Consider the following 9052-nt stretch of genomic DNA (forward strand, 5'->3'; position numbering starts at 1 on the left):
TTGACGACGCCGGTCGCGACCGCCGCGACGGCGACGTAAAGGATCGTGCAGATGATGAGCGAGCCGATGATGCCGATCGGCACGTCCCGCTGCGGATTATGGGCCTCTTGCGCCGCGGTCGAGACCGAGTCGAATCCGATATAGGCGAAAAAAACGACCGATGCGCCGCGCACCACGCCGCTCCAGCCGTAGGCGCCGAACTCGCCGGCGTTGTCGGGAATTAGCGGCGACCAATTGGCGCCGTCGACATGCGCAGCGCCGACAACGATCACCATCAGCACGACCACGACCTTGATGGCGACGATGATGTTGTTGAACAGCGTCGACTCGCTCGTGCCGCGCACGAGCAGCGCGGTGAGCAACAGGATGATCACGGCGGCGGGGACGTTAAACAACCCATGCACAGCGCCGGGCGGCGCCCCAGGCGCGGTCGGATCGGCGAAAAAGGCGGTGGTCAGCTCGGGCGGCACACGGATGCCTAGCCCTTGCATCACGCGATTGAAGTAGCCGGCCCAGCCAACGGCGACCGTTGCGGCGCCAGCGGCATATTCCAAAATGAGATTCCAGCCGATGATCCAGGCGAAAATCTCGCCGAGCGTCACATAGGTGTAGGTGTAGGTGCTCCCCGCGACGGGGATGAGCGCCGCAAGTTCGGCGTAACAGAGGGCGACGAAGGCGCAGGCGAGCCCCGACAGAATAAAAGAGATCATCACGCCGGGTCCGGCGTAGTTCGCCGCCGCCGTGCCGGTCAGCACGAAAATGCCGGCGCCAATGATTCCGCCGACTCCCAGCGACATCAATGACGCCCAGCCGAGCGCGCGTTTGAGGCCGTCGCCCTCCGCGGCGTTGTGTTCGGCGATGATCAGAAGGACGGATTTGCGGTTGAGATATCTCTTGCTGGCGGGTTGCGACAAGCTTCGCCCTTTCGCGCTGCGCGCCGCAAATGCGCCGCGCTTTAGGAGGCGCCGATTATCATTGCGGCGCCAAAACATACAAGGAGAAAGAGTTTCAAGCTCAAAGCGCCGGCGTCGGCGTTCCGTTGAATTCGCCTTCCGAATCCGTGGCTTCGCGTTCGCATTGGCGTTCTGTCCGGGCCCTGTCCGGCTTGCCTTGCGCCAGCCTTTGCTATAGCACGGCGCGAACGCGGCGCCGCCGCTGTTTTATGAGGCAAGCTCGAGAATGGCGTCATGAGCCAGAAGCCTATCAACTATTTGCGCCTGTCGACGCTCGTCGCCGTGGCGATCCTCGTCGGCACCGAGCTTGTCGGCGCGTCCTGGGCGGCGGGCTGGGCGCTCGGCGGTCTGTTTCAGCTCGATCCCCTCGTCAGCCGTGCGCTTGAAGTCATCTTCTCCCTCGCCGGTCTTATCGGACTCTACTTCTTCATGCGGACCGCCATCCGCAATGAGCCGATCCGCGGCTGAATAGAGGCTCCCGCGCCCTGATGTCTCGCGCCCCACGACAGGCTCGCGGCGGCCGCAATCTCAGGCGCGCAACTCCCAAACGTCGCAACAAGGACGCCGAGATGGTCGAGAAGCAGGATCGTCGCTCGTTTCTCAAGGCGGCGGCGGCGACGAGCGCATTGGGCGCCGTCGGGGCGCCCCCCGCCGAGGCGGCGACCAGCGTCTCGAACCTCCGGCTCGGCGAGCCGCAGCCATTCTCCTTCGAGACGCTCAAGCAGACGGCGCAGCGCTTGATCAAGGAGCCTTATCGCAAGCCGAACATCCCCTCCCCCGAAATCACCTCGCAGATCGATTACGAGAAGTGGGGACAGATCACCTACAACACCGATCACGCGCTTTTTGCCGACACCAAGGAGCGCTTCCCTGTCGAGTTCTTCCATCTCGGCATGTTCTTCAAAAAGGCCGTGCGCATGAGCGTCGTCGAAAATGGCGAGGCGCGCGAGGTGCTTTACGACACCAGCTACTTCAACATGCCGGCGGATTCGATCGCGCGCCAACTGCCGCCCGGGGCCGGTTTTGCCGGATTTCGCATCCAGGAGGCGAAAGACGGCGCGCTCGACTGGAAGCGAAACGACTGGGTCGCCTTTCTCGGCGCCTCATATTTCCGGGCGATCGGCGAACTACGCCAATATGGGATGTCGGCAAGGGGCGTCGCGCTCGATACCTGGCAAAGCGGAACGAATGAGGAGTTCCCCGACTTCACCGAGATTTACATCGGACCGGAGACGGCCGACGGCGTCGTCCTGCATGCGCTGCTGGAAGGGCCTTCGGTTGTGGGCGCCTATCGCTTCCTGATGACGCGCGGCAAGGGCGTCGTGATGGACGTCGACTGCTCCCTGTATCTGCGCGGCGCCTTTACCCGCTTCGGCGTCGCCCCGCTCACCTCAATGTTCTGGTTCTCGGAAACGATGAAGCCGACAGCCATCGACTGGCGGCCCGAAGTGCATGATTCCGACGGGCTGAGCATGTGGACCGGCGCTGGCGAGCGCTTATGGCGGCCGTTGAACAATCCGAATCGGGTCATGGCGTCGGCGTTCGGCGACGTTAATCCCAAGGGCTTCGGCCTGATGCAGCGCGACCGCAGTTACGATCACTATCTCGACAACGTCTTTTATGATCGCCGCCCCAGCGTATGGATCGAACCCAAGGGCGACTGGGGCAAGGGCGCGATTCAACTGATCGAAATCCCGACTGACGACGAGATTCACGACAACATCGTGGTGCTCTGGGTTCCTGAGAAGCCGGCCGTTCCGGGCGCATCCTTCGAATACTCCTATCGGCTGCACTGGCTCGCCGACGAACCTTACCCGACCAAGCTCGCGCGTTGCGTTGCGACGAGACTCGGCAATGGCGGCCAGCCCGGCAAGCCGCGGCCCAAGGGCGTGCGCAAATTCATGGTCGAGTTTCTGGGCGAGCCGCTCGCGAAACTGCCCTTCGGCGCGAAGCCAGAACCCGTATTATGGGCCTCGCGCGGAACCTTCTCTTACGTCTTCACCGAAGCGGTGTTCGACAATGTGCCGGGCCACTGGCGCGCGCAATTTGACCTGACGGTGCAAGGCCCCGAGCCCGTAGAAATGCGCCTGTTCCTCAAGAACGGCGATGAGACGCTGACGGAGAACTGGCTGTATCAGTATCACCCGTTTTAACGACTGAAATCGGGCTCTTGAGCGAGCACTGGACGAATGCGCTCCGCCAAGACCTTACTGTAGGCTTCCATTCCATCGAAGTTGAAGTGCATATCGTTTGGAAAATAGTAGCTCTCGGCTTTATCTTTGAATAACCGCCTGAGGTCGGGTGTCGCGTCGTAAACAAGTACGTTTTTATTTTCAGCGACGTCTTTTACTGTTTCGAAGATAACACTGTTGAAAATGGATCCATTTTTACCGTTCAGCAGATGATTAAGATGCGGATGCCTTATGAAGATCAAATGACTAAGTGGAAATTGATTTTCCTCCAGCACAGAAACGAGCTCCTCGACATTGCCTTTAAAGAAAGCCAACTCAGCTTTAAACTTTTCCCGCGCGGCCGCGGGATCCAGACTAGACAGTTCAAAAATTGGTGAAATTTCCTTGGCTTTTTCACCAGCATTTCTTCTATAGCTTAATAACTTTGCGTATTTCCCGACAAATACCTTAAGCAGCCTCACTATATACAGACGCTGACTGCGCATATCATCTATCTCAGACATAAGGCCTCGATAAGCACTAGCCGCTTTCACACCAATATTTCTACCGGATTCATCCCGGGTAATGAACTGCTTGTAACGAAAATTGTCATCAAAGAAGTCAGTTTCATCAATGTCGATAACTACGTAATCAGGCTTGATGATCGGATAAAGCGTCCTCAATTGCGGTACAAATATCGCTGGAGAATAAGATGATAGCCCAACGTTAACGGGATTAATACATATGTTTTGCTTTGCAAACAATTTAAATAAAAAAGAAGGAATAGTATGGTCATCATCATAACCATCCATGAAAGAATCGCCAAGAAAAAGTATCTTGATAGGATGGGGACAAATCTCCGGCTTTTCCAAAGCCGCATATTGACGAACGCCAAATTGATCGTATTTCCGACCGTCAAAGGCTTGGCCCGATTTCGGCATATGATTGAGCGTGTCAGACGGCGCTAGTCTAGCTAGATCATTAAACTCCAGGTCATATATCTGACCAAAAGACTGTTGAATCCTCAGTATCAGCTCGAAACAAGCAGCAAATAAAATTATCATGATCGCGGAAAATGCCAAGAAAACGCGCTTACCTGGCTTCTTCAACTCCGACTTTTCTGGTATCATACTAATTGCCCTTCAATTGTACCATGAATACATTCTATACGCGCAGAGAGGAATGAATCAAGGCGGTCGGCCTAATTGCCGGCGCCAGTTGAATTCGCGTCCACGGCCCTTTCGTTCATCACACGACCGTCGCGTCTCAGCCGAACAATTCCATGACGCTATCGAATGCATTATAGACCCATCGATACATAACTGGGCCGGAAATTGTTACGCTTCCCAATGTGGCGGCTTAACATTTGAATAGCGATAGGGCCGATCGAGGGCTGAGACTGAGAGGTCTTCGACGCCGCGCTGGCGTTGGCGCGTCGAATTCGACATTTATGGTCGAAAACGATGGGCCGACCCAAGACTGCTCGTCCTCACAATGGGGACAATCCTTTCGGGACCACGGAGAATGTTGGTGGAAAAAAATAATATGGTCGAACGCTATTTCTTGGAGAAGTTTTATCAGGAACTTTTTTTCCTACAGGAATCAAAAAAAGAGTCAGTTGCAGATTTTGTTCGTGCGCGGTCCCTGGAGCTGTTCTGGACAATCACGAGACTCGCGGGTTTGGGTCGCCTGCACGATGGCCGGTGGCGATCAGAGAGACGATTGAGACAGGCTCTGGCCGAACGCCCCTCGCTGACGACGCCCATCCAACACCAGACCGACGGTCCCCGAATATTGATCGACGTCACCTCGACTCATGTTTCGGGAAAGAAAACGGGCATCCAGCGAGTCGTCAAGGAAATCGCTTCCGCCGCGACGGAAATGGGCATGGCTCTTCCCGTGCTCCAACATGAAGGCAAGCTCTATCCCTATATCAAAAATTCGACCGCTTCAGATACGATCCAATTTGAGCCCGGAGACATTTTTCTGATGATTGATGCGGCGTCAGGAGCGTTGGCGTCCTATTCAACGATTATCGACCAAGTCAGAAAGCAGAACGGCCAGACTGTCGTTTGCGTTTATGACCTTCTGCCGAAAACGATACCGTGGGCTTTCAGTCCCGAGCAACGGCAGCATTACGAAAACTGGTTGAGCGACGTTGTTTGCAATTGCGATGCGGCGGTTTGCAACTCGAAAAACGTTGCAGATGAATTGAAAGCGCATTTGGCTGCCTTACCGGAGCCTATTCACCTGCCAATTGGCTGGTTCCATCTCGGAGGCAATTTTGATTGCGAACATACATCATCAGCATCAGATGACGTGATCGCCATCACGCAGGTCAATTCTCCATTCTTTTTGGGCGTCGGCACTTTAGAGCCGCGCAAAGGATATGATCTCGCGCTCGACGCAATGGATGAATTGTGGAGATCCGAGATAGACGCTCGCTTTGTTATAGTTGGCCGTTACGGATGGATGAGCACGGCATTACAGCGCAGGGTGCTTAAACACGAACAATATGGCAAGCGCCTGCACTGGCTGCAGAATGCAAGCGATGGCGACTTGGATTTCCTTTACAACAACGCGCGCGCGCTCGTATTTCCGTCCCTTGCGGAAGGATTTGGACTACCGATTATGGAGGCGGCAAACCATGGACTGCCCGTAATTGCATCCGACATTCCAGTTTTTAGAGAATTGGGTGGAGAGCACATCAGCTATTTCAAAACATTGGACAGCAGTGACCTCGCCACGCGATTGCGAGAGGCTATATCCACGGAAAAACAGGCTCCACAAATCGACGTTCCGACGTGGAAACAGTCGGCTCAAAAACTATTGGATTTGATTCGAACGCAGTCATATCAGTTGAATAACAGCCGATAGCGGATTGAAACCATCGTTCTTTACGGGTGCCGCAATGATTGCAAGGCGACGTATGCTCTAAAAATCTCTCCGTTGGCTGCTTGTTGTTTGCTGCGCCGTAGAACAGTTATCGACTAGCTTTCACCAGATCAAAGAGCGCCTGCATCGATTCATTCCAAGACAGGACCGGCAGCGGCTGCGCGCGCTTTTCTGAAGCAAGCATCTCGACGATTCGCTCCGCCAGCGCCTGTGAGTCCAGCACATCAAAATATGCTATCGAATCGCCTCCTACCTCGTGAAAAATTTCGATGTCGCTTGCAATGACGGGCGCGCCGGCATGCGCTGCTTCTATAAGAGGCAATCCGAACCCTTCGGCATAGGACGCGCAAATGACGGCGCGTGCGCTTCGGTATAGACACTGCAATTCCGCGTCGCACGCGTCGCTCAACCAAAACAGTCGACGTCCCCGCTCCGGGTGCTCCCGAAGGCGCCGCTCAAGCGCAGTTGTGTTCCAGCCGGGTCGACCGACAATCACCAACGCGACATCGACGCCTCTCGTCCACAGTTCTTCAAAGGCAGAGAGACACAGCGCTTGGCCTTTATTTGGCGCGAGAGTTCCAACAGCGAGGAAGAAGGGGCAACGACCCTCAACGATCGCCCCAACCCGCGGCGTCGCCGGCGCGCTCGCCGTTTCAGCGAAGTCGGCGCCGAGCGCCCATGCCCCGAGTTTCTGCCCTTCTTTGCGCGCGATATGTCGCTCGTGACAGTATTGCTCGAACTCATTCGCCACGCTGCGCGAAATTGCAGCGACGCCATCGGCCGAAAGGATAATTTCCTCAAACCACTTCCTAAAATTCTCGCGTAGGGCTTTTGGAAAAGCGGCTCCATAGATAATTGGAAAGAGATCGTACAAACAAACAACATTTCGACCGCCATGCGCACGGACAAGGTCGACGATCGGTCGATATTCGGAAACGCAAAGCCATCCGGAGTCCAATAGCAGCAGCGTATCGCCGGTCCGAATGTCGAGGGGAATCGGCTCCGCAGCGTCTTTCGCATAAAAGCAAAGACGACCATCGATTATCATCACGGGGAAACCTTCACCCGATTCGATGGCGGCTTTTACAATTTGCCTTACGACACGCTGAATTCCTGTGCCAATATCGCGGCGAGCGGTCGGCGTCGTATCGATCAGCACGCGTCCGCGGCTGGTGTCGTGCACGACACTCTCATCTACCAGCATCCATAGCGGCGGCTTGTAGCTCTCCTCACGCCACCCGAGAAGCTTGCGTCCCTGCCGCAGTATCCTCGAAACCGTCCAATACAATTCACGGAATCGATCGTAGATCGCCTTGGATAAGGGGTCTACGCTCTGACGATCGCGCTCACAGACTTCCGCATATAATTGAGCAAGCAGATAGGAGCGGACTCGATCCTTCACGGCTGGAACTCCACAATCAATTTTTTGCCGATAGAGCGGCGCACAAGCAGGGCTTCAAGACCCTTCTCAAATCATCTGAGAAAGGCGCGCGAGCCACGCCAGACCTTGCAGGGACCATCAATGCTTCCAGAGCTCATTACGCCGCTCGGCCACATTATATTGAAGAAGTTCTCGACGGGACGAGCGCCGTGTGTAGCTCAGCTTGCACCCTTCTCCAATAGAGCGAGCTCGGCGTGAGGGCCTTTAGCCACGGATTCATTTTCCCGTGCGCTCCATCAACTTCAACTCATGATATGCGCAGAGTTCTGGCCATTGCCGTCTGAAGCGCTCAGCCGACATCGTCGCATAGAGGAATTTCGCGCGCAGATTGTCGAACGAGAAATCGCAATAGGTCCTGTTCATCAACCTATCCATCAGCGCGCGGTTTTCGCCGGCCGGATTGACGAAGCACATAAATTTGGCAAGCTGCATCGCGAGCGGATGGAACTCGTGTCTGATCACGCGCCGCACGTGGAAGGCCTCGACGCTGTCGTAACCGAAGAATCGTTCGGCGATATTTTTGTATCCGTCGATGACGATCCGGTAGCGATCGACCATGCCCCCGCCGGCAAACGAATCATTGTTGGGGCGCCGGTCGAGCAGCGCGCCAGAAAGGCATTTGACGCTCAGGCCGCTGCCCATTAATTCGAAAAAGCGCGCCACATGCCCCCAGCAGCTGCCGACGAATTCTTCATTAAGCGGCACGCGATTCCAGGTGGAACGCTTCACGATGATCCCGCCGATGAAGCTGAAGAACGCTTCGGTGTTGACCGCCTTACTGAAATAGTCGCGGCGGCTGCGCGGATCTGAAAGCTCGAAGACAGCGCCATCCTCGCACGCCACAGTTGGGTATTCAGCCCACTCGTCGTTATACCAATAATACTCCATATGCTTGCACAAATTGAGATCATGCCCGCTTTGAATCTCGTTCAACACGCGACGCAGCGCGCCCGGCCGCATGATGTCGTCGCCGCTGAAAAGCCAGCAATATTCGCTGGTTGCGGGCTCAATGGACTTCGCCATATCGCGGTCGATGCCGCCTTTCTGAGCTTGCCGCACATAGGTGATGTTGGGATGCTTGCGTTGGTAGTCGACGACGACTTCCGCAGTGTTATCGGTTGAGGCGCCGTCGAGAATGACGATCTCGACCTCGTCGCCCCCGTCCTGACCGAGGATCGAGTCAAGGGTCTCCGGAATGAATTTCGCGAAATTGTAGATTGGAATGCACACCGACAGATTGGCGACCATAGACGAAATGTCCTTTCGCGAGTTCCTGATCTTTACGCCTCCGCGTTTAATTTTTTTTTAAGGCGAGCGCGTCGAGCGACACAACGCGCTCAGCCCTCCCACGCGACGCCCTCGTCCCTAGTGCTCAGATTCCTTGAATCCGCTCATATGCGGTGGATTCCGTCGGAGCACTGCTGCGTTTATACACTTGTTCAGCGATTTGCTGAACGAGATAGGTTGATCATGGCGGCTCCACGTCGAGTGATCGAGTTGGCGTTTACGGAGAGCGACCTGGCGGAGTTAATGAGGCTTGCGCGTTCGCGGACAGAACCGGCGAGCCGGGTCGAACGCGCGCGGATGCTCCT

At 55.7% G+C, this 9052-nt stretch carries 7 protein-coding genes; 3 read left to right on the forward strand and 4 right to left on the reverse strand.

From position 1 onward, the window contains the following. A partial coding sequence (locus QZ964_RS18005; protein WP_292533269.1) for an amino acid permease occupies positions 1 to 914 on the reverse strand: 914 nt, incomplete at its 3' end. Positions 915 to 1187: 273 nt separating this feature from the next. Between QZ964_RS18005 and QZ964_RS18010 the strand changes: the two genes are divergently transcribed. Together QZ964_RS18010 and QZ964_RS18015 are read left to right on the forward strand one after the other, a co-directional pair. Beyond that, positions 1188 to 1421, forward strand: coding sequence for a hypothetical protein (locus tag QZ964_RS18010; RefSeq protein ID WP_292533271.1), 234 nt, complete (start codon positions 1188 to 1190; stop codon positions 1419 to 1421). A 101-nt stretch (positions 1422 to 1522) separates the two neighbouring features. Next, positions 1523 to 3106 (forward strand): glucan biosynthesis protein, encoded by a 1584-nt coding sequence (locus tag QZ964_RS18015; RefSeq protein ID WP_292533272.1) that lies wholly within the window; start codon positions 1523 to 1525, stop codon positions 3104 to 3106. Here the strand turns inward: QZ964_RS18015 and QZ964_RS18020 are convergent. Then, positions 3103 to 4254 carry an SGNH/GDSL hydrolase family protein gene (locus QZ964_RS18020; protein WP_292533273.1) on the reverse strand — a complete coding sequence of 384 codons (1152 nt, stop codon included), beginning with the start codon at positions 4252 to 4254 and terminating at the stop codon, positions 3103 to 3105. The genes QZ964_RS18015 and QZ964_RS18020 overlap by 4 nt on opposite strands. A 400-nt stretch (positions 4255 to 4654) precedes the next feature. Between QZ964_RS18020 and QZ964_RS18025 the strand changes: the two genes are divergently transcribed. Next, positions 4655 to 6001 (forward strand): glycosyltransferase family 1 protein, encoded by a 1347-nt coding sequence (locus QZ964_RS18025; RefSeq protein WP_292533275.1) that lies wholly within the window; start codon positions 4655 to 4657, stop codon positions 5999 to 6001. A gap of 106 nt (positions 6002 to 6107) precedes the next feature. Here the strand turns inward: QZ964_RS18025 and QZ964_RS18030 are convergent, their stop codons facing one another. Both QZ964_RS18030 and QZ964_RS18035 read right to left on the reverse strand, forming a co-directional pair. Further along, positions 6108 to 7421 (reverse strand): glycosyltransferase family 1 protein, encoded by a 1314-nt coding sequence (locus QZ964_RS18030; protein WP_292533276.1) that lies wholly within the window; start codon positions 7419 to 7421, stop codon positions 6108 to 6110. Positions 7422 to 7676: 255 nt separating this feature from the next. Next, complete coding sequence (locus tag QZ964_RS18035; RefSeq protein ID WP_292533278.1) at positions 7677 to 8708, reverse strand: glycosyltransferase family 2 protein; 1032 nt, start codon at positions 8706 to 8708, stop codon at positions 7677 to 7679. Positions 8709 to 9052 lie beyond the last annotated feature (344 nt).

Source organism: Methylocystis sp., from assembly GCF_021731785.1.
In the GTDB taxonomy this organism is placed as follows: domain Bacteria; phylum Pseudomonadota; class Alphaproteobacteria; order Rhizobiales; family Beijerinckiaceae; genus Methylocystis.

What these genes read in the sequence shown, in the direction of transcription:
- QZ964_RS18015 (WP_292533272.1), top strand. Translation starts at nt 1,523, where the DNA reads ATGGTCGAGAAGCAGGATCGTCGCTCGTTTCTCAAGGCGGCGGCGGCG.
- QZ964_RS18010 (WP_292533271.1), top strand. Translation starts at nt 1,188, where the DNA reads ATGAGCCAGAAGCCTATCAACTATTTGCGCCTGTCGACGCTCGTCGCC.
- QZ964_RS18035 (WP_292533278.1), bottom strand. Translation starts at nt 8,708, where the DNA reads ATGGTCGCCAATCTGTCGGTGTGCATTCCAATCTACAATTTCGCGAAA.
- QZ964_RS18020 (WP_292533273.1), bottom strand. Translation starts at nt 4,254, where the DNA reads ATGATACCAGAAAAGTCGGAGTTGAAGAAGCCAGGTAAGCGCGTTTTC.